The organism is Marinobacterium alkalitolerans, from assembly GCF_017776525.1.
Lineage (GTDB): Bacteria > Pseudomonadota > Gammaproteobacteria > Pseudomonadales > Balneatricaceae > Marinobacterium > Marinobacterium alkalitolerans.
This window is the reverse complement of sequence record NZ_JACVEW010000008.1, coordinates 20,839-39,982: the sequence shown is the minus strand read 5'-3', so window position 1 is coordinate 39,982 and position 19,144 is coordinate 20,839. Positions and strand designations below refer to the sequence as shown.

Genomic DNA, 19,144 nt, shown 5'->3' with positions numbered 1-19,144 from the left:
CGTCTGAACCCGTGCCAGAAGCACCACCCCGCTCTCCCGAGCCTGATGCACCGGCACCACCCGAGACAGTACCAACCGAGACGGTACTACCCGAAACACTACCGCCCGAGGCGACGCCTCCGGCGAATACCGGTGCGGCTGACGAAAAGGCGAACCCGCTCAATGGCTTTCGTGCCGAGGCGCTGCAGCTGAACACGCCAGCCAGCGCCGAGCCAAACCCTGTGAAAACCAGCGGCTGGCTGCTGCTCTGCCTGCTGGCCCTGCTGGGGCTGGCCGGACAGGCACTCTGGTTTGAACGGGCTCAACTGGCCACTTATCCACAGCTACGCAGTCTGTATGCGCTGCTCTGTGACCAGTTTGACTGCACGCTGCAGCAGCCCGCACTGAGCCTGATCCAAAACCGGGAGCTGCACCTGCAGCCCCATCCGCAGTTTCGCGATGCATTGCGCGTGACGATCGTGCTGGAGAATCAGGCGCCCTTTGAACAGCCTTGGCCCGCACTGGACCTGCGCTTTTCCGACCTCAAGGGCCGACCGGTCGCCCAGCGGACCTTCCAGCCGGATGAATACCTGGACACCGACAGCCTCAACCCGCGCCAGATGCCCTCAGGACGCCCGGTGCAGATCAACCTGGAACTGGCATCTCCCGGGCGTCGCGGGACCAGTTACGAACTTGAACTCGCCCCTCCCGGGTAAGCCAATCGGTTAATTTTTCATCAGAAACGGTTGGCCACCGGGGATCGAAAGAGTATCATTGGCCGCCTTCCGAAAGTTAACCCTGATTTGTTGCAGCGATGTAACGAATACGTGTTTCTTTTACCTTTCTGACAGGATGCGGCATGTTCAGGATCGGCCCTTACAACATTGACAGTCGGGTGATTCTGGCCCCCATGGCCGGGGTAACCGACCGCCCTTTCCGACAGCTTTGTCGGGAGATGGGGGCAGGGCTGGTGGTTTCCGAAATGGTGACCGCTGACAAGCGCCTTTGGCATACCCGCAAGTCCAGTTTCCGCCTTGATCATCAGGGTGAAGCCGAACCCCGCTCCATCCAGATTGCCGGTGGCGATCCGGAGATGCTGGCTGACGCTGCCCGGGTCAACGTGGAAAATGGTGCCCAGATCATCGACATCAATATGGGCTGTCCTGCCAAGAAAGTGTGCAACAAGGCGGCCGGCTCGGCGCTGCTGCGTGATGAAGGTCTCGTTGAGGCCATTCTTCAGGCTGTGGTTGGCGCCGTCGAGGTGCCTGTCACACTCAAGATCCGCACCGGCTGGTGCCCTGAAACCCGTAACGGTGTGCGCATTGCACGTATGGCCGAAGCGTCCGGTATTGCCGCCTTGGCCGTACACGGGCGTACCCGTGCCGACCGCTATCAGGGCGAAGCCGAGTACGACACCATTGCGCGCATTCGCCAATCAATCGATATTCCCCTGTTTGCCAACGGCGATATCGACTCCCCCGAGAAGGCAGCCCGAGTGCTTGACTACACCGGCGCAGATGCCGTGATGATTGGCCGAGCGGCCCAGGGACGTCCCTGGCTGCTGGGTCAGATCGATCATTTCCTCAAGACCGGCGAGCAGCTGCCCGACCCTGACAGGGTTGAGCAACACGGCATCCTGCGCCGTCATCTTGAGGCACTGCATCAGTTCTATGGTGAGTATCTGGGCGTGCGTATTGCCCGCAAACATCTGGGCTGGTACCTGCAAAGCTGCGGCAATGACCGGGACTTTCGGCAAAGCTTTAATCAACTTGAAACAGCATCAGATCAGCTCGCCGCCGTTGACCGTTTTTTCGCTCAACGACGTGACGCAGCCTGATCCCTGGATTGGGTACAGAAGTACAGTGGATACCAAAGACGTAAAACAGACGAACGACAGCGCACCGGCACAGATTCCGCAGCAGACCCTGCGCGATACCGTGCATCAGTCACTGACCAGCTATTTCAAGCAGCTGGACGGTCAGCCTGTTACCGATGTCTATCAGATGGTTCTGTCCGAAATCGAGGCCCCGCTGTTTGAAAGCGTGATGGCCTACACCAAGGACAACCAGACCAAGGCGTCTGAAGTATTGGGCCTGAACCGCGGCACACTGCGCAAGAAACTGAAGCAGTATGGCCTGCTGTAACTGAATTCATTTGGAACGGGAACGCAAAACCATGTCTGAACAGAACACCTCTCCCGTCCGTCGCGCGCTGATCAGCGTGTCGGACAAGACCGGCATTGTCGAATTCGCTCAGGCGCTGCATGCCGAAGGTGTCGAGATTCTCTCCACCGGCGGCACGTACAAGCTGCTGTGCGACAACGATGTACCGGCGGTCGAGGTCTCCGATTACACCGGCTTTCCGGAAATGATGGATGGCCGTGTCAAAACCCTGCACCCCAAGGTACACGGCGGCATTCTGGGCCGTCGCGGCACCGATGACGCCATCATGAACGAACACGGCATCCAGCCGATCGACATGGTTGTCGTCAACCTGTACCCGTTCGCCGAAACCATCGCTCGCCCGGATTGCGACCTGCCGATGGCGATCGAAAACATCGATATCGGTGGCCCGACCATGGTGCGTTCTGCAGCCAAGAACCACAAGGATGTTGCCATCGTCGTCAATGCATCCGACTACGACAGCATTATTGCCGAACTGAAAAGCAATGGCGGCCTGGGCTATAAGACCCGCTTCGATCTGGCCGTTAAGGCGTTTGAACACACGGCTGCCTATGACGGCATGATCGCCAACTACCTGGGCGCCATTGTGGAAGGTGATGAAGAGATGCCGGCCGCTTTCCCGCGCACCTTCAACACCCAGTTCGTCAAGGCGCAGGACATGCGCTACGGCGAGAACCCGCACCAGCGCGCCGCTTTTTACGTTGAGGCAAACCCCGGCGAAGCCAGCGTTTCAACCGCACGCCAGCTGCAGGGCAAAGCCCTGTCCTACAACAACGTGGCCGATACCGATGCCGCGCTGGAGTGCGTCAAGCCGTTCCAGGAGCCGGCCTGTGTCATCGTCAAGCACGCCAACCCCTGTGGCGTCGCTGTTGGCAATGACATTCTGGAAGCCTACAACCGTGCGTTCCAGACCGATCCGACCTCTGCGTTTGGCGGCATCATCGCCTTCAACCGCGAGCTGGATGCCAAGACCGCACAGGCGATCGTTGAGCGCCAGTTCGTGGAAGTGATCATCGCCCCGACCGTGTCTCAGGAAGCCTCCGACATCGTCGCCGCCAAGCCGAATGTACGCCTGCTGGCCTGCGGCGAGTGGAACAGGGAACGCAAGCACAGCTTCGACTACAAGCGTGTCAACGGCGGCCTGCTGGTACAGGATCAGGATCTGGGCATGATCGATGCCTCCCAGCTCAAGATCGTCACCCAGCGCCAGCCGACCGAACAGGAGATCCGTGACCTGCTGTTCTGCTGGGAGGTGGCCAAGTACGTCAAGTCCAACGCCATTGTTTACGCCAAAGACGGCCAGACCATCGGTATTGGCGCCGGCCAGATGAGCCGTGTGTACTCCGCCAAGATCGCCGGCATCAAGGCCGCAGACGAAGGGCTGGAAGTACCGGGCTCCGTGATGGCATCCGACGCCTTCTTCCCGTTCCGTGACGGCATCGACGCCGCCGCTGAAGCCGGCATCACTGCCGTCATCCAGCCGGGTGGTTCCATGCGCGATCAGGAAGTGATCGACGCGGCTGATGAACATGGTCTTGCCATGGTCTTCACCGGCATGCGCCACTTCCGTCACTAAGACCGCAGCACAAAGAAGGACTCTGAGTATGAATATTCTCGTTATCGGTTCAGGCGGTCGTGAGCATGCCCTGGCGTGGGCTGCCGCTCAGGACGCGGCGGTTGAGCGCGTTTACGTGGCACCGGGCAATGCCGGTACTGCCACTGAGCCCAAGCTGGAAAACGTCGCCATCGACGTGATGGATCTGGATGCCCTGGTCGCCTTTGCGCGCGACAACCGCGTGGCTCTGACCATTGTCGGCCCTGAAGCACCTCTGGTGGCGGGCGTGGTCGACCGCTTCCGTGACGCCGGCCTCCCGATCTTCGGCCCCACGGCCGCTGCCGCTCAGCTGGAAGGCTCCAAGGCTTTCACCAAGGACTTTCTGGACCGCCAGCAGATCCCCACGGCTGAGTATCAGAACTTCACCGAGATTGAGCCCGCGCTCGCGTACGTGCGCGAAAAAGGCGCGCCGATCGTGGTCAAGGCCGATGGTCTGGCCGCTGGCAAGGGCGTTATCGTGGCCATGACGCTGGAAGAAGCCGAAGCGGCGATCCGCGACATGCTGGCCGGCAATGCCTTCGGAGATGCGGGCAGCCGCGTGGTCATCGAGGAATTTCTGGATGGTGAGGAAGCCTCCTATATCGTCATGGTTGACGGTGACAACGTGCTGCCGATGGCCACCAGCCAGGATCACAAGCGCGTCGGCAACGGCGACACCGGTCTGAACACCGGTGGCATGGGTGCCTACTCACCGGCACCGGTGGTCACACCCGAAATCGACCAGCGCGTGATGGACGAAGTGATCATGCCGACCGTGAACGGCATGAAAGCGGAGGGCAACGAGTACACCGGCTTCCTGTATGCCGGTCTGATGATCATGGCCGACGGTACGCCGAAAGTGATCGAGTACAACTGCCGCTTCGGTGATCCCGAAACCCAGCCGATCATGCTGCGTCTGAAGTCCTCTCTGGTGCAGCTGTGTCGGGCAGCACTGGACAAGAAACTGGATCAGACCACGGCCGAATGGGATGAGCGCAAGTCTGTCGGCGTGGTGATGGCGGCCGGCGGTTACCCGGGCGATTATGCCAAGGGCGACGTGATCACCCTGCCGCAAAGCTGTCCGGAAGGCAGCAAGATCTTCCATGCCGGCACCAAGCTGGATGAAGACGGCAATGTGGTCACTGCCGGTGGCCGCGTGCTCTGCGTCACCGCACTGGGTGACAGCGTGACCGAAGCCCAGCAGCGCGCCTACGCACTGCTGCAAGAGGTCAGCTGGAAGGATGCCTACTTCCGCACCGATATCGCCTACCGTGCCATTGCACGTGAAAATGACTGATATTTGATCCAATGACTGAACAGCCGCCTTCGGGCGGCTGTTTGCGTTGCAGAGGTCCAAACACCATGACAACTGAGATCTGGATTGCATTGCTGGGGACAGCCCTGTTGATCAGCCTCTCGCCCGGTGCCAGCGCAGCCACGTCAATGGGCGCCGGCCTGACCTATGGCGCACGCGGTGCCTGCTGGAGCACGCTCGGCCTGGTCAGTGGGTACGGTATTCAGATTCTGGTGGTTGCACTGGGGTTGAGCAGTTTGATCACCTCATCCCCCGAGCTGTTTGCCATCATCAAGTGGATCGGTGTTGTCTATCTGGTCTGGCTGGGGCTGCGCTTCTGGCGCCAGCGCGCCAGCGGTGAAGTCGAATCACTGGCTTTTGCCCCCCGCCACACCCGCTTCCTGCAGGCTCTGCTGGTCAATATCACCAACCCCAAGGGTCTGGTGTTTCTGCTGGCCCTGATTCCCCAGTTCATGGACCCCAGCAAGCCCCAGCTGCCTCAGCTGGTGGTGATCGGTGCTACACTCCTGGCAGCCGAAGCGTTTGTCATGACCGGCTACAGTGGTCTCGCGGCAACACTGAGGCACCGCTTTGCCGATCCGGTCGCCATGCTGTGGCAGCAGCGTCTGGCCGGCACGGCGCTCATTGCAGCAGCCATGGTGCTGTCTGCCGCCACCCTCTAGGCACTGTGAATGAAGACACGGACCGTTCAACACCGGATCATGCTGCTCAGCCTGGGCGCTCTGCTTGCAGGCTGCAGCATGCAGCCGACCGAGCCTGAACCGGAACAGCCTTCTGCCGGCGCTTTCTGCCTGCGCAGCGGTGAATCACAGGCATTTGACTGCAGTGCCCCGCCTTTGAGTATCCAGCAAGTACGCGACCCTCTGGCGCCCGGCGAGCGTATTTCCGATGAGGAGCTCATGACGCTGCTGGCTGACATCAAGCGCTGGCTGGCTCGCCGGCGCCTGATACTTGAAGGCAAACCCATTCCACCCGAGCTCCAGCCCCGTTCCGAAGAACCCGCACTCCTGCCCCGCTTGAACGCCCCTCTCTGGCCTCGCGTCATGAACAGCATTTCCCGTCCATCACTGCAGCGCAGCATGGATTAGCACCCCTCGCCACACACACCTGATTATCTGCAGTTGCCCCATCTTTTGCAGCTGCACACCCTTTGCTGAACTCCGCTAAATCTTTGATCCTCAAGCTGTACTTTGCCCAGCCCTGTGCTATTCCAATTAATATCGGCATCCGGTTCACAAGACCACAAGGATGCTCCCTGACAAGCAGTTTCCCATTGCTCAAGCACGGAGGACCCCGTCATGTTGAAGCAGATGGAAAACGCCGGAATGACTGACCTGCACCTGGGTCTGGACCCGGCCAGCGGTATGAGAGCCATTATTGCCATTCACTCCACCGCCCGTGGCAACGCCATTGGAGGGTGTCGCTTCATCCATTATGCCCGTGAACAGGATGCCATTACCGACGCGCTGAGACTGGCGCGCGGCATGAGCTACAAGGCCGCACTGGCCGGGCTGCCGCATGGGGGTGGCAAGGCCGTCCTGATTCGCCCCGAGGGCGAGTTTGATCGCCATGCGCTGATGCAGGCCTTTGGACGCTTCGTGAATCAGCTGGGCGGCCGCTACATCACGGCCATGGACAGCGGTACCGAGGTGAGTGACATGGACAGCATTGCCACCACCACCGAATTTGTGGGCTGCACCACCGCCTGTGGTGACCCGGCCCCCCATACCGCACTGGGTCTTTTTGCCGGTATCCATGCCGCCGTACGTCACCGTTTGCAGCGTGAAAGCCTGCAGGGACTGACGGTTGCAATACAGGGGCTGGGCCATGTGGGACATGCGCTGGCCGAGCATCTGCACCGGGCCGGTATGCGCCTGCTGGTGGCGGACATCGACCCTGAGCGGGTTCAGCGCTGCGTGCGCGAGTTCAATGCCGAACCGGTCGCCCCCGATGCCATCTACTCCGTAGAAGCCGATGTATTCAGCCCCTGCGGGCTGGGTGCAACCCTCAACGAAACCACCATTCCACAGTTGCGCTGCGCCATCGTGGCCGGCAGTGCCAACAACCAGCTGGCCACCGATGCCGATGGCGACCGTCTGATCGCGCACAACATCCTGTATGCACCGGACTATGTGATCAACGCCGGGGGCCTGATCCATGTCGCCATGCATCAGGCTGGCGCAACAGCCGAGGCACGTGACGAAAAAATTCGCGCCATTGGCGCCACACTGGCTCACCTGTTTGCCGAAGCCGATCGCAGCGGGCTGTCAGTACATCATGTGGCCGATCGACACGCCGAAACCCTGTTGGCCCAGGCAGGTCACCCATTCAGCCACGCAGAGGAACCCGATCATGCATGAAGTACGCTATCACGGCGAAATACGGTTCACGCGCTATCTGGACAAGGACGGTACGCCATTGGGTGAGCTGCCGGATTGGGCTCATCAAGCACAGCCCTGGGTCGACTATTACCAGCAGATGGTGCTGGCCCGCCAGCTGGATACCAAGGCGATCAGCCTGCAGCGGACCGGACAACTGGGCACCTATGCCTCATTGCTGGGCGCTGAAGCCATTGATGTGGTCTGCGCGCGTCTGATGCAGGCCGAGGACGTGCTGGTGCCCTACTACCGTAACCACGCGATGCAGATGATTCGTGGCGTTCCCATCGATCAGATACTGCTCTACTGGGGCGGCGATGAACGTGGCAGCGCCGCAGCCGAGATGGGTAAGGATCTGCCCAATGCCGTGCCGATTGCGACCCAGTGCCTGCACGCCTGCGGCGTCGCCACCGCACTGAAATACCGGGGGCAGGCACAGGCCGTTCTGACCATGATCGGTGACGGAGGAACCTCCAAGGGCGATTTCATGGAAGCACTCAATGTCGCCGGTGCCTGGCAACTGCCCGTGGTCTTTATCATCAACAACAACCAGTGGGCCATTTCGGTCCCGCGCAGCAAGCAGTGCATCGCACCGACACTGGCGCAGAAAGCACTGGGCGCCGGCATACGCGGCGAGCAGGTGGACGGCAATGATGCCCTGGCCCTGCATGAGGTGGTCGGCCAGGCGCTGGAACGCGCCCGTGCCGGCAAGGGCCCGACCCTGATCGAAGCACTGAGTTATCGCCTGTCGGATCACACTACTGCCGATGATGCCACCCGCTATCGCCCCTCGGAAGAACTCAAGGACGCCTGGCAGCGCGAGCCGGTTGCGCGCCTGCGCAACTGGTTGCACCGGTGCTCGTGGTGGGACGAAGAACGTGAAAACGCCTGGCAGGCCGAAGCCAAGCGCATGATCGACACGGCTGTCGAGCAGTATCTGGCGGCAGAACCGCAACCGGTAGACGATCTGTATGACCACCTCTATGCCGAGTGCCCGCCGGCACTGGCCGAGCAGCGCGAGCAGGCGCGTCACAAACAGGCGCGCCAGCAGGGAGGACAGGATCATGAGTGATACGGCCATTACCTTACTGGAAGCAGTGAACCTCGCACTTGCCCGTGCGCTGGAAGAAGATGCGGATGTCTTGCTGCTGGGTGAAGATATCGGCACCAACGGCGGTGTCTTTCGCGCCACGGCCGGGCTGCAGGAGCGCTTTGGGGAGCGCCGTGTCATTGATACGCCATTGGCAGAAACCATGATTGCCGGTCTCAGTGTGGGCATGGCCACACAGGGGCTGCGACCGGTGGCCGAAATTCAGTTCATGGGGTTTATCTTTCCCGCCTTTGAACATCTGGTCGCTCACGCCGCCCGCATGCGACACCGCACCCGCAGCCGGCTGACCTGCCCGCTGGTCCTGCGTGCACCCTTCGGCGGCGGCATACATGCCCCCGAGCACCACTCGGAGAGCACCGAAGCGCTGCTGGCCCATATTCCGGGCCTGAAGGTGGTAGTGCCCTCTTCGCCCGCACGCGCCTACGGCCTGTTGCTCGGTGCCATCCGCAGCGATGACCCGGTGGTATTTCTGGAGCCCAAGCGGATCTACCGCGCCACCAAGACGCTGGTCGAGGACGATGGCAGAGCTCTGCCGCTGGATACCTGCTTCACCCTGCGTGAAGGGCATGACGTGACACTGGTCAGCTGGGGCGCCATGGTCAGTGAAACCCTGTCCGCAGCAGACCGGCTGGCCGATGCAGGCATCAGCTGTGAAGTGATCGACGTGGCAACCCTGAACCCGATCGATCACGCCACTCTGCTGGCCTCGGTCGCAAAGACCGGCCGCTGCGTCATCATTCATGAAGCGCCGCGTCATGGCGGGCTGGGCGCCGAAATCGCCGCCTCTCTGGCCGAACAGGCCGCCGGAGAGCTCAAGGCTCCGCCGAAGCGCGTCACGGGCCATGACACCATCATGCCCTACTACCGCAACGAGCTGCTGTACCTGCCTGATACCGACGATATTGTCGCTGCCGTCCACGAGCTAATGGAGTATGCCGGATGAAATATTTCAAACTGCCCGACCTGGGCGAAGGCCTGCCTGAAGCTGAAATTGTCGAATGGCATGTGAAGGAAGGGGATACGGTTGATACCGATCAGATCCTGGTTTCGGTCGAGACTGCCAAGGCCATTGTTGAAGTGCCCTCGCCACAGGCGGGTACCATTGCACATCTGTTCGGTGCTGCCGGGGATACCATTCACACGGGCGAGCCGCTGGTCGAGTTTGAGACCGCTGAAGATGACGACAGCGGCACCGTGGTGGGAGAACTCAAGCAGCAGTCGGAATCAGGCAGCCAGCGTGAAGAGTTCATCATCGGAGCCGCCCCCAGCAGCCGTCAGGCCGCCTCCGGCAGCCCGGCCGTGCAGGCACTGGCCCGTCGGCTGGGCGTCAACCTGGACACCCTCGGCGGCTCGGGGCCTCAGGGCCGTGTCACCGCCGAAGACGTGGAGCGTGCAGCCAGTATGGATCGCTCGTTTGGCGCTCCGGAACCCCTGAAAGGGGTTCGCAAGCAGATGGCACGCACCATGGCGCAGTCGCACGCAGAAGTGGTGCCCGTTACGCTCTGTGAGGACGCGGATATCGACCACTGGCCCGAAGGCACCGATATCACCATGCGGCTGGTACAGGCTGTGGCCAGTGCCTGCAAGGCGGTACCTGACCTGAACGCCTGGTTTGATGGCCAGCGTCTTGCCCGACGCATTCACGACCGTATCGATCTGGGCGTGGCCGTGGACACCGAGCAGGGCCTCTTTGTACCGGTACTGCGTGATATCGGCAACCGCAGCCTGGATGACCTGCGCCAGGGGCTGAACAACCTGCGTGCCGATGTCAAAGCCCGCTCGATCCCGCCCTCTGAAATGCAGGGTGCCACCCTGACACTAAGCAATTTCGGTACCCTGGCCGGGCGTTACGCCAGCCCGATCATTGTCCCGCCACAGGTCGCCATCGTGGGGGCCGGCGTGATTCGCCCCCAACCGGTTGCCGTGGCAGGCCGGGTCGAGGTTCATCGTGTCATGCCACTCTCCCTCACCTTTGATCACCGCGCGGCAACCGGTGGCGAAGCCGCCCGTTTCATGCGCGCCCTGATTGACGCACTCTCGGAATGAGCCAGTCACGGCCATTGAACGTATCCTGAGAAAAGAGTCATAGCTTTAGAGGGGGCGAGAAAAAATAGCCTTTTTCCCGCTCCCCACACCCTTGACTACCGCCAATCTGGACTACACTGAAATTACCCGATAACGCCAGCCACTGGCTTATAAGCGTTTGAAATTTCAGTGGCTAGCGCAATGAGCAGGAAGGTGAGCATGAGTATCTTTGATCACTACAAGGCACGTTATTCAGCGATCCAGCAGGAGGAGATGAGCCTGCAGGAGTACCTTAATCTGTGCAAGGAGGACCCCAAAGTATACGCCAATGCGGCAGAACGCATGCTCGACGCTATCGGCGAGCCCGAGGTAGTAGATACGGCTCTGGACCCACGCTTGAGTCGCATCTTTTCCAACAAGGTCATCAAGCGCTATCCGGCCTTCGATGAGTTCTATGGCATGGAAGAAGCGATTGAAAACATCGTGTCCTATTTCCGCCACGCCGCTCAGGGACTGGAAGAGAAGAAACAGATTCTCTATCTGCTGGGTCCGGTCGGCGGCGGCAAGTCCTCACTGGCCGAACGCCTCAAGCACCTGATGGAGCGTATCCCCTTCTATGCGATCAAGGGCTCTCCGGTGTTTGAATCCCCGCTCGGGCTGTTCAAACCGGAAGAAGACGCCGAAATTCTGGAACAGGAATATGGCATCCCCCGCCGATACCTGCGCGGCATCATGTCACCCTGGGCGGTAAAACGCCTGCACGAATACGGCGGCGACATCACTCAGTTCCGGGTGGTCAAACTCTATCCGTCCATTCTGGACCAGGTCGGTATCGCCAAGACCGAACCCGGCGATGAAAACAACCAGGATATCTCCAGCCTGGTGGGTAAGGTCGACATCCGTAAACTGGAAGAGTACCCGCAGCACGACCCGGATGCCTACAGCTTCTCCGGCGCACTCTGCCGTGCCAACCAGGGCCTGATGGAGTTCGTGGAGATGTTCAAGGCGCCGATCAAGGTGCTTCACCCGCTGCTCACCGCCACTCAGGAGGGTAACTACAACAGTACCGAGGGCATGGGCGCCATCCCCTATGACGGCATCCTGCTGGCCCACTCAAACGAGTCGGAGTGGCAGACCTTCAAGAACAACAAGACCAATGAAGCCTTCATCGACCGTGTGTATATCGTCAAGGTGCCCTACTGCACCCGGATCACCGAAGAGGTGGATATCTATGAGAAGCTGCTGGAGAACAGCTCACTCAACGAAGCGCCCTGTGCACCGGATACACTGCACATGCTGGCCCAGTTTACCGTGCTCTCGCGCCTGAAAGAGCCGGAAAACTCCAGTATCTACTCCAAGATGCGCATCTACGACGGTGAAAACCTGAAAGATACCGACCCCCGCGCCAAGTCACTGCAGGAGTACAAGGATGCGGCGGGCGTAAACGAGGGTATGGACGGTCTGTCGACCCGTTTCGCCTTCAAGATCCTGTCCAAGGTGTTCAACTTCGATCCGACCGAGGTGGCGGCCAACCCGGTTCACCTGATGTATGTACTGGAGCGTGAGATCAGCCAGCAGCAATTCCCGAACGAAATTCAGGAACGCTACCTGGGCCACCTCAAGGAATATATCGTTCCCAAATACATCGACTTCCTCGGCAAGGAGATTCAGACCGCTTACCTGGAATCCTACTCCGAGTACGGTCAGAACATTTTCGACCGTTACGTCACCTATGCCGACTTCTGGATTCAGGATCAGGAATACCGTGACCCTGAAACCGGCGACATTCTGGACCGTCAGGCGATCAGCGAAGAGCTGGAAAAAATCGAGAAACCGGCGGGCATCAGCAACCCGAAGGATTTCCGCCACGAAATCGTCAACTTTGTGCTGCGCGCCCGCGCCAGCAACAACGGCAAGAATCCGGCCTGGAACAGCTACGAGAAAATGCGCTCCGTGATCGAGAAGAAGATGTTCGCCAACACCGAAGATCTGCTTCCGGTTATCTCCTTCAACCCGAAAGCCTCTTCTGATGACCAGAAGAAACATGGCGAGTTTGTTAAGCGGATGATCGAACGCGGCTACACCGAGAAACAGGTTCGCCTGTTGTCCGAGTGGTATATCCGCGTCCGCAAGTCTCAATAACCCGCCTTGCAGGGAGCTGTAACCCGAGGGAACTGAATCGCGGCAGCCACGCTGATACTCCGGCTGCCGCTCTGGGAGCCGATATATGAGTTATATTATCGACCGCCGGGAAAACGCGAAGAAAAAAAGCACGGTTAACCGCCAACGTTTTCTGCGCCGCTACAAGCAGCACATCAAGCGCGCGGTAGAAGATGCCATACATGATCGCTCCATCACGGACGTGGATCAGGGTGGCCAGGTAACCATTCCCAAGCGCGATATTTCCGAGCCCGTCTTCCATCACGGTGAGGGCGGCCTGAAACGAAAAATCTTCCCCGGCAACAAGGAGTTCATGGAAGGGGATGAGTTTCGTCGACCGGAAAGTGGCGGTGGCGGAGGCAGTGGTCAGGGCAAGGCCAGCAATCAGGGTGAAGGCGAGGACGAATTTACCTTCACCATCAGTCAGGACGAGTTTCTGGATTTCATGTTTGAAGATCTGGAGCTGCCCTGGATGGTGCGCAAGCAGCTCAAGGACGCGACTACCTTTGAAACCCGACGCGCTGGCTTTACCAGCAGTGGCTCGCCGGAAAAACTGCATATCGTGCGCTCATTGAGAGCGGCGCATGCACGCCGAATCGCCCTCACCGACAAGGAGACACGCCACCAGATTCGGGCGCTGCGCAAGGAGCTTTGGGCGCTGGAAGACATGCCGCCCTCCCCTGAACGCAATGACAAGCTTAACCAGCTGAGGGAGCAGATCCTGGCGCTGGAAAAAAGCTCGCGCAAGCTGCCCTTTCTGGACGACTTTGATCTGCGCTACACCAATCTGGTGCGAGTCCCCATGCCGTCCAGCAAGGCGGTCATGTTCTGTGTCATGGACGTCTCCGGCTCCATGACACAAAGCATCAAGGACATGGCCAAGCGCTTCTTCATTTTGCTGTACCTGTTTCTGAACCGGAACTACAAACAGATTGAAGTGGTGTTTGTGCGCCACCACACCCATGCGAAGGAGGTCGACGAGCAGGAGTTTTTCTACTCGCGTGAAACCGGGGGAACCATCGTGTCCAGTGCTCTGGCTCTGACGGCCGATATCATCGATGCCCGTTATCCACCTCAGGACTGGAATATCTATATTGCGCAGGCATCAGACGGTGACAACTGGGATGGCGATTCCAGCACCTGCAGCAAGCTGCTGACAGAGCGCATTTTGCCCAAGACTCAGTATTACGCCTATGTGGAAATCACCACAGGGCCACATCAAAACCTGTGGCATGAATATGAGCAGGTGCAGGAAGCGTTCAACGAGCGTTTCGCCATGCAGCAGATAACGGACGCCGGTGAAATATATCCCGTGTTCCGACGTCTGTTTGAGAAGCGAACGGAGGGTGCCCATGAGTCCTCGTAAAAAGCGTGAACCCATTTCAACCGGTTCGGACTGGACCTTTCCTCTGATCGAAGCCTATGACCGGGAAATCGGACGGGTCGCGGCTGACTTCGGCCTTGATACCTATCCCAACCAGATCGAGGTGATCACCTCCGAACAGATGATGGATGCCTACTCCTCCGTGGGCATGCCGCTGAACTACAACCACTGGTCGTTCGGCAAGCAGTTCGTGGAAACGGAGCAGAACTATTCGCGCGGTCGCATGGGGCTGGCATACGAGATCGTCATCAACTCCAACCCCTGTATCGCCTACCTGATGGAGGAAAACACCATCACCATGCAGGCCCTCGTGATCGCACACGCCTGCTATGGCCACAACTCATTCTTCAAGGGCAACTATCTGTTTCGGACCTGGACCGACGCCAGCGCGATCATCGATTACCTGCTGTTCGCCAAAAACTACATTCGCGAATGTGAAGAGAAGCACGGCGTAGAAGAAGTCGAAAAACTGCTTGATTCCTGCCATGCGCTCATGAACTACGGGGTCAACCGCTACAAGCGCCCTCGTCCACTGACTGCCGCCGAAGAGCGCGAGCGCCAGCGGTCACGAGAAGAATATATCCAGCGGCACCTGAATGACCTCTGGAACACCACCGTGCCGCGCAAGGAAGACAACGATGACCAGCGAGCACAGCGCTTCCCGAAGGATCCGGAAGAAAACATTCTCTACTTCATCGAGAAAAACGCTCCCTTGCTGGAGTCCTGGCAACGCGAAGTCATCCGAATTGTGCGCAAGGTTGCCCAGTATTTCTATCCACAGAAACAGACCCAGGTCATGAACGAGGGCTGGGCCTGCTTCTGGCACTACACCCTGCTGCATCAACTCTATGACGAAGGACTGGTCACGGATGGGTTCATGATGGAGTTTCTGCACTCCCACTCCAGCGTGATCTACCAACCGCCCTTCGACAGCCCCTATTTCAGCGGGATCAACCCGTATACGCTGGGCTACAACATGATGCAGGACATTCGCCGGATCTGTGAGCACCCCACGGATGAAGACCGGGAGTGGTTCCCGGATATTGCCGGCAGCAACTGGCTCGAAACCCTGGACCATGCCATGCGCAACTTCAAGGACGAAAGTTTCATCCTCCAGTACCTGTCACCTCGGATGATGCGCGAGCTGAAACTCTTTTCCATTACCGATGACAGCAGCCGCCCGACTCTGAAAGTGGATGCCATTCACAATGAGCGGGGTTATCGCCAGCTGCGCGAGTCACTGTCAGCCCAGTACAACCTGGGGAACCGAGAACCCAACATTCAGGTATACAACGTCAATGTGCGGGGTGACCGCTCACTGACGTTGCGCCATTTCATGCACAACGATCAGCCACTGGCGGCCGACAGTTGCGAAGAAGTGCTCAAGCACCTGCACCGACTCTGGGGCTTTGATGTCCACCTGGAATCCGTGCGTCCTGATGGCGAGGTGACCAAGCGATATGACTGTCCCCCCAAACAGGCTGTTGAGGTCGCCTGAAGGCCGTGGCTATACTGGCCGGAATCAACCGAGGAGATGAGTACACATTATGGATTGCCTGTTCTGCAAAATTCTCAACAAGGAAATTCCGGCCGAGGTGGTGTATGAAGACGATCAGGTGCTGGCCTTTCGGGATATCAATCCCCAGGCACCTTTCCACTGCCTGATTATTCCGCGCAAACATATCTCGACCCTGAACGATATTGCCGACGAAGACCAGGCGCTGGTCGGCCACATGATCCAGACAGCCGGTAAAATTGCCAAGGCTGAAGGCTTTGATGAAAGCGGCTACCGCACCGTCTTCAACTGCAACACGCACGGTGGACAGACGGTTTACCACATCCACCTTCACCTGCTCGGTGGCAAGCCGATGGGCTGGCCGCCCTATCAGGACACACTGAAAACCCCCGTCAACGACTGAAGCGGCACCCGGCTCCTCGCGAGCCGGTTCGCAAAGCTTGTCACCTGTCAAAAATGCCAATCGCCGGGCTGAATTTATGTTGCACTGCGTCATAATGTGTTCATTATGTCAGGGTAGTGTTGTCAATCAGACTTGTGGAGGGACCGCTCATGCCCATGACAACCGACTTGCAGACCTCAACGGTCAACGTCGAAACACCGCCCATGCACGATCAGCTTGAGTTTTTTATCGAGCAGGCACGCAAGGCAGGCCCGATTCGTACCGCGGTCGTACACCCGGTCGATCACAACAGCCTGATGGGGGCGATTGAAGCCGCCGAACAGGGTTTGATTGAACCTCTGCTGGTCGGCCCCGAGCACAAGATACGTGCCGCAGCCGAGGTCGAAAACATTGACCTGACGCCGTACCAGATCATCAGTACCGAACACAGCCACATGGCTGCCGAGCGTGCCTGCGACCTGATTCGACAGGCCGAAGCCGATGCATTGATGAAGGGGAGCCTGGGCACGTCCGAGCTGCTCAGCGCCGTGGTGCACAAGACCAAGGGGATCCGGACGGAGCGACGCCTCAGTCATGTGTTCGTGTTTGACGTACCCAACTACCACAAGCCACTGGTCATCACGGATGCCGCCATCAACGTGGTCCCCGACCTTATGGTGAAGCGTGATATCGTGCAGAACGCCATCGACTTCTGTCAGTCGCTGGGCAACGCTCAACCCAAGGTTGCCATCCTGGCAGCAGTGGAAAAAGTGAAGCCCACCATGCAAAGTACCCTGGATGCCGCCGCTCTGTGCAAGATGGCCGACCGGGAGCAGATCAAGGGCGGAATTCTGGATGGTCCGCTGGCATTCGATAATGCCATTTCGCTGCAGGCAGCCCTCGATAAGCACATCAAGTCACCGGTATCCGGCGATGCCGATATCCTGCTGGCACCTGACCTTGAAGCTGCCAACATGATCGCCAAGCAGCTGATCTATCTGGCAGATGCCAAATCAGCCGGCATTGCGGTCGGTGCCCGCGTGCCGATCATACTGACCAGCCGTGCCGAAGGCACTCTGGGCCGCCTGGCCTCCTGCGCACTGGCGTCCCACATGGTCAAACACAGCAAGGGAGTCAGCTGATGGATACCATCCTGACCGTCAACGGCGGCTCATCGAGCCTGAAATGCGGTCTCTACGCACTGAAAGCGTCAGAGCTCCACTGCCTGTTTCACCTCAAAGTGGAAAACCTGCTGGGCGATACGACCCTGTTCAAGGTGCGAGATGAGCAGAACCAGGTACTGGATGCGCACGAGCTGGCCTGCAGCGGTGTCCCCCAGGATGAGCGCCACCAATATGCGTTGAAAGAGGTGCTGGACTGGGTACAGGAGCACCTGCCCGAATCCCGGCTGGTGGCCACCGGCCATCGTGTCGTGCATGGCGGTGACCAGTTTATCCGCCCCCTGCTGCTGGATCAAAACACCCTGCACCAGCTTGAACACTATATTCCTCTGGCGCCACTGCATCAGCCTTACAACCTCAAGCTGATCCGTGCCTGCCAGGCACTGGCGCCCGAGCTGCCGATCGTGGCCTGCTTCGATACCATGTTCCACGCCAACCAGCCTCGCCTGGAGCGCCTCTATGCCCTGCCCCGTCATCTGGTTGAAAAGGGCGTGCACCGCTACGGTTTCCATGGCCTGTCCTACGAGTTCATCCAGCGCCAGCTCAATCTGGCCGGTGCCGGGAGCCTGAATACCATCGCCTGCCACCTGGGTGCCGGCGCCAGCATGTGTGCCATCAAGAAGGGTCAGTCCGTTGCGTCCAGCATGGGCTTTACCGCCGTTGAAGGTCTGCCCATGGGCAGCCGGACCGGGAACCTGGACCCGGGTGTCCTGCTGTATCTGATGCGTGAGGAAAACATGGATGTGGATCAGCTCGAGCGGCTGATTTACAAGGAAAGTGGCTGGCTGGGGATCTCCACCATCAGCTCGGACATGAAGACCCTGCACCAGTCCGACGACCCCAGAGCCGAAGAAGCGATCGACATGTTCTGCTACCGCGTAGCGCTGGAAATGGGCCGTTTGGCTGCCGCGCTGGAGGGGGTTCAGCAGATCGTATTCTCGGGTGGTGTGGGTGAAAACGACGCGGATGTCCGTGCCCGGGCACTGGCGCGTTGCGAATGGCTGGGCATCCAGCTGGACGAAGAGGCCAATCAGCGCAATGCGGGCATCATCAGCACCCCGGATTCAGCTGTTACCGTGCGCGTGATGCCCACCAATGAAGAGCTGATGATCGCAACCCATGTGGACGAGCTGCTGCACTGACGCAGCAGCTCGTCCTTCGAGCAGCGCTTAGCGGGATTGCTGCCGCTGACGGACCATTTCGAACAGGCACACGCCAGTGGCAACCGATACGTTCAGGCTGCTCACTTCGCCGGCCATGGGAATACTGATCAGCTGGTCACAGTTCTCCCGTGTCAGCCGACGCATCCCTTTTCCTTCTGCTCCCATCACCAGCGCCTGAGGACCGGTCAGGTCTGTCTGGTACAGGCTGCCATCTGCCTCACCGGCCGTACCGGTAACCCAGATACCACGGGACTGCAGTGACTGCAGTGTACGAGCAAGATTGGTCACCTGAACGTAGGGCACCACCTCAGCGGCACCACAGGCCACCTTGGCGACGGTCGCATTCAAGGGTGCTGACTTGTCCTTGGGCGCAATCACCACCGTGACACCCGCCGCATCGGCCGTCCTCAGGCAGGCACCCAGATTATGCGGATCTGTTACGCCATCCAGTACCAGTACCAGTGGAGCGGGGCCTGCCAGATCCAGCAATGCACCCAGCGCCTTCTCGTTCAAGGCCTTGAGCGGCTCGCATTCAGCGATCACGCCCTGGTGGCGACCACCTCCGGCACGCTGATCCAGTTGCGCACGCGGCACCTCATGTACCCGGACCTGTTGAGCTTCGGCCTGCGACAACACCTCCTGCAACCGATCATCCTGCCGACCCTGCTGCACCAGCAGGGCGCGAACACGTCCCGGATTACGCTTGAGCAGACTGTTGACGGCATGCAAGCCAAAAATGTCAGTGTGGCTCATGAAACTCCCGCAAATAGAAC

The 19,144-nt window shown here is 59.3% G+C and carries 18 protein-coding genes; 17 read left to right on the top strand and 1 reads right to left on the bottom strand.

Going from position 1 to position 19,144, the window contains the following annotated elements; all coding sequences use genetic code 11:
• The first annotated feature begins 11 nt into the window (after positions 1–11).
• The 17 genes from H9C73_RS16050 (at position 12) to H9C73_RS06565 (ending at position 18,350) form a co-directional block, all read left to right on the top strand.
• Positions 12–695 carry a DUF3426 domain-containing protein gene (locus H9C73_RS16050; RefSeq protein WP_328797947.1) on the top strand — a complete coding sequence of 228 codons (684 nt, stop codon included), beginning with the start codon at positions 12–14 and terminating at the stop codon, positions 693–695.
• 143 nt (positions 696–838) lie between these two features.
• Complete coding sequence (gene dusB, locus H9C73_RS06640; RefSeq protein WP_209287027.1) at positions 839–1,816, top strand: tRNA dihydrouridine synthase DusB; 978 nt, start codon at positions 839–841, stop codon at positions 1,814–1,816.
• 25 nt (positions 1,817–1,841) lie between these two features.
• Entirely contained in the window at positions 1,842–2,123 is a 282-nt protein-coding gene (fis, locus tag H9C73_RS06635; RefSeq protein ID WP_209287026.1) for a DNA-binding transcriptional regulator Fis, read from the top strand.
• A gap of 31 nt (positions 2,124–2,154) precedes the next feature.
• Positions 2,155–3,738: a bifunctional phosphoribosylaminoimidazolecarboxamide formyltransferase/IMP cyclohydrolase gene (gene purH, locus H9C73_RS06630; RefSeq protein WP_209287025.1), complete on the top strand. Its 1,584-nt coding sequence runs from the start codon at positions 2,155–2,157 to the stop codon at positions 3,736–3,738.
• A gap of 28 nt (positions 3,739–3,766) precedes the next feature.
• Complete coding sequence (gene purD / locus H9C73_RS06625) at positions 3,767–5,053, top strand: phosphoribosylamine--glycine ligase (RefSeq protein WP_209287024.1); 1,287 nt, start codon at positions 3,767–3,769, stop codon at positions 5,051–5,053.
• Between the two features lie 65 nt (positions 5,054–5,118).
• Positions 5,119–5,733: a LysE family transporter gene (locus H9C73_RS06620; RefSeq protein ID WP_209287023.1), complete on the top strand. Its 615-nt coding sequence runs from the start codon at positions 5,119–5,121 to the stop codon at positions 5,731–5,733.
• Between the two features lie 9 nt (positions 5,734–5,742).
• A complete protein-coding gene (locus H9C73_RS06615) occupies positions 5,743–6,159 on the top strand; it encodes a hypothetical protein (protein WP_209287022.1) in 417 nt (138 codons plus the stop codon).
• A gap of 210 nt (positions 6,160–6,369) precedes the next feature.
• Complete coding sequence (locus H9C73_RS06610) at positions 6,370–7,431, top strand: Leu/Phe/Val dehydrogenase (RefSeq protein WP_209287021.1); 1,062 nt, start codon at positions 6,370–6,372, stop codon at positions 7,429–7,431.
• Positions 7,424–8,521: a pyruvate dehydrogenase (acetyl-transferring) E1 component subunit alpha gene (pdhA, locus tag H9C73_RS06605; protein WP_209287020.1), complete on the top strand. Its 1,098-nt coding sequence runs from the start codon at positions 7,424–7,426 to the stop codon at positions 8,519–8,521. The genes H9C73_RS06610 and pdhA overlap by 8 nt, the downstream gene beginning before the upstream one ends.
• Positions 8,514–9,503: an alpha-ketoacid dehydrogenase subunit beta gene (locus H9C73_RS06600; RefSeq protein ID WP_209287019.1), complete on the top strand. Its 990-nt coding sequence runs from the start codon at positions 8,514–8,516 to the stop codon at positions 9,501–9,503. The genes pdhA and H9C73_RS06600 overlap by 8 nt, the downstream gene beginning before the upstream one ends.
• Entirely contained in the window at positions 9,500–10,606 is a 1,107-nt protein-coding gene (locus H9C73_RS06595) for a dihydrolipoamide acetyltransferase family protein (RefSeq protein ID WP_209287018.1), read from the top strand. The genes H9C73_RS06600 and H9C73_RS06595 overlap by 4 nt, the downstream gene beginning before the upstream one ends.
• A gap of 198 nt (positions 10,607–10,804) precedes the next feature.
• Positions 10,805–12,727, top strand: coding sequence for a PrkA family serine protein kinase (locus tag H9C73_RS06590; RefSeq protein ID WP_209287017.1), 1,923 nt, complete (start codon positions 10,805–10,807; stop codon positions 12,725–12,727).
• An 85-nt stretch (positions 12,728–12,812) separates the two neighbouring features.
• Positions 12,813–14,111: a YeaH/YhbH family protein gene (locus H9C73_RS06585; RefSeq protein ID WP_209287016.1), complete on the top strand. Its 1,299-nt coding sequence runs from the start codon at positions 12,813–12,815 to the stop codon at positions 14,109–14,111.
• Positions 14,098–15,627, top strand: coding sequence for a SpoVR family protein (locus tag H9C73_RS06580; protein WP_209287015.1), 1,530 nt, complete (start codon positions 14,098–14,100; stop codon positions 15,625–15,627). The genes H9C73_RS06585 and H9C73_RS06580 overlap by 14 nt, the downstream gene beginning before the upstream one ends.
• 49 nt (positions 15,628–15,676) lie before the next feature.
• Positions 15,677–16,048 carry a histidine triad nucleotide-binding protein gene (locus H9C73_RS06575; protein ID WP_209287014.1) on the top strand — a complete coding sequence of 124 codons (372 nt, stop codon included), beginning with the start codon at positions 15,677–15,679 and terminating at the stop codon, positions 16,046–16,048.
• A 149-nt stretch (positions 16,049–16,197) separates the two neighbouring features.
• Complete coding sequence (locus H9C73_RS06570; RefSeq protein ID WP_236014125.1) at positions 16,198–17,169, top strand: bifunctional enoyl-CoA hydratase/phosphate acetyltransferase; 972 nt, start codon at positions 16,198–16,200, stop codon at positions 17,167–17,169.
• On the top strand, positions 17,169–18,350 hold the full coding sequence (locus H9C73_RS06565; protein ID WP_209287013.1) for an acetate/propionate family kinase: 1,182 nt from the start codon (positions 17,169–17,171) through the stop codon (positions 18,348–18,350). Before H9C73_RS06570 ends, H9C73_RS06565 begins: the two co-directional genes overlap by 1 nt.
• A 27-nt stretch (positions 18,351–18,377) precedes the next feature.
• Here the strand turns inward: H9C73_RS06565 and rlmB are convergent, their stop codons facing one another.
• Positions 18,378–19,124: a 23S rRNA (guanosine(2251)-2'-O)-methyltransferase RlmB gene (gene rlmB, locus H9C73_RS06560; protein WP_209287012.1), complete on the bottom strand. Its 747-nt coding sequence runs from the start codon at positions 19,122–19,124 to the stop codon at positions 18,378–18,380.
• Between the last annotated feature and the right edge of the window lie 20 nt (positions 19,125–19,144).